1 protein-coding gene and 1 pseudogene are annotated in these 2,306 nt (G+C 62.9%); one reads left to right on the forward strand and one right to left on the reverse strand.

Going from position 1 to position 2,306, the window contains the following annotated elements:
• On the reverse strand, positions 1–1,612 hold a 1,612-nt coding region (locus RTX98_RS18760; protein WP_312798334.1), incomplete at its 3' end, for a glycerol-3-phosphate dehydrogenase/oxidase.
• Between the two features lie 209 nt (positions 1,613–1,821).
• On the opposite strand from RTX98_RS18760, the pseudogene RTX98_RS18765 reads away from it, so the two are divergent.
• A pseudogene (locus tag RTX98_RS18765) lies at positions 1,822–2,306 on the forward strand (MFS transporter); the annotation flags it as partial.

The following is a 2,306-nucleotide window of genomic DNA, read 5'->3' on the forward strand; positions in this document are numbered from 1 at the left end:
GCTCGTGTTCAAGCACCCCCGCCACTTCCCGCACCGTGGCTTCGCCGGCCAAGCCTTCGAAACCCATAAGGGAGCGCCGCAGAATCACATCTTCGAGTCGCACGACGCGCTCGTTTTCGGCAATCCAGGCGATTTCCTCGCGGGAATAAAGCGGCGCATGAACCAGCGGCGTATCGCCTTCCGCCTTCAGCCAGGCAGCGACCGTCTTGGCCGTCGTGCCATAGCGTTCCACCAGCACGGCAGCGCGCTCACGCGACACGCCGCTGCTTTGCGCGATACCGGCATGGAGCAAGGCAATGCCCTTGGCGTCACGCGGATAACCGACGCCGCCGCCGATGGCGATCGACTCCGTCTTGATCTTGCGCGGCAGCTTCAGCCGCGTCAGCACGGCATCGGCGATCTGCTCGGCGCAAGCGCGATAGGTCGTCCACTTGCCGCCGATCAGCGTCAGTACCGGCGCTTCACGGTCTCCTGCCGGTTCATAGACCTTGAGCACATGATCGCGGCTGATCGCGCCCGAGGCTCCGCCGGATGTATGCGGGAGCGGCCGCACGCCGGCATAGGCGAATGTGATGTCCTCGCGCTTGCAGTTCGACTCCGGCATCACGGAGCGCAACACATCGAACAGGTAGTCGATCTCGGCATCCGTCGTGTCGCGATCATCCGGTTTTTCGGTGCGCAGATCGGTCGTGCCGAGCAGCACATGGCCGGCGTCCAGCGCATAGATCAAACAAGCGCGGTGATCCGGCGTTTCGAAATAGAGCATGGTTTCGCCGAGCGATTCCGCGAGATCCGGCCGCGCCAAAACGAGGTGCGAGCCGCGCGTGCCGCCGACCAGCCCTTCATTGATGCCGAGATTGGCATCGACGCTGTCAATCCAGGCGCCGGCGCAGTTCACGATCAGCCGGAACCGGCGCTTGATCGTGCTGCCGTCCACCACATCGCGCAGCACCGCCTCGCCATCGGCGAAGCCATCGAGCTTCATGTAGTTGATGCCGATCGAACCGGCGCAATCTTTCTCCGCGTCGGCGACCAGTTCCAGCGTCAGCCGTTCCGGGCTCTCGATCTTGGCGTCGTAATATTCGGCGACGATGCGGGTGTCTCCGGTCAGGCCCGGCATCGTTCTCAGCGCCTCCTCGCGCCGGATCAGCCGGTGCTTGGGCATAGAGCGGTGTTGCCAGGAAAAGCTGTCGAAGAAGGCCAGCCCGAATTTCAGGATGAGCGCGCCTTTCGGCCCGAGATCCTTCACCAGCCGCATGAAGCGCAACGCTGCCTGAACCGTGCCGCCTGCCCAGGACAGCGCCGGCACCCAGACTTTCAGCGGCTTCACCTGATGCGGCGCGTTGAGCAGCAGGCGGTCACGCTCTTCCACTGATTCGCGTACCAGCTTGAACTCACCCTGTTCCAGATAGCGGATGCCGCCATGGATCAGCCGCGAAGGTGCTGCACTCGTTCCGCTGGAAAAGTCGGCCATATCCACGAGGGTTGCCGCCACGCCCTGCGCCGCCAGATCGCGCAAAACGCCGACGCCATTGATGCCGCCGCCGACGATCAGGATGTCGCCTGATTCACCGGATCGCAGTTTCTGGAGCACGTCCGCTCTGGTTTGCATGAGCACCACCGTTCAACGCTTCACACCGTTCTATAAAGGGCTTCCATTCACGAAAGAAGCGCTTCGCTGGTCCAGCTTTAAGCCAGCTGTTTTTCCAGATCGGCCAAGCTAAGAGACCTGCGCGGCAAATTGTCTTTCCCATTTGCAAAGATGGCTTTAAGGGCTTTGCTTGCGCAGTCTCCGCGCGCCGTCCTTGCGAGCCGTTCCCCATGCAGATTGATCAGACCGCACCGAAAGCGCGCTTTGCTGCGTTTCATCATGGCGCCTTTCTCCGCTATTGGGCGGCGCGCTTTCTCACCACCTTCGCAACGCAGATCGTGTCGGTTTCGGTCGGCTGGCAGATCTATGATCTGACGCGCGATCCCTTCGATCTCGGCCTCGTCGGCATTATCCAGTTCCTGCCCTCACTGCTGCTGGTGCTGGTCACTGGTGCGGTTGCCGATCGCTTCGGCCGCCGCCTGGTGATGGGCTTGGCCGCCCTGCTAGAAGCAGCCTGCGCCCTGGCGCTGTTGCTGCTCACCTTGCATGGCCTGACCGGCCCCGCCGGCATCTTCGCGCTGCTTGCCGTGTTCGGCGTCGCTCGCGCCTTCTTTGGCCCGGCTTCCGCATCGCTCGTCGCCAACCTCGTGCCGGCCGATACGTTCGCGAATGCTGTCGCCTGGAACTCCTCTGCCTGGCAGACCGCAACCATCGT

Source organism: Tianweitania sp. (assembly GCF_032053605.1).
Taxonomy (GTDB): Bacteria; Pseudomonadota; Alphaproteobacteria; order Rhizobiales; family Rhizobiaceae; genus Tianweitania.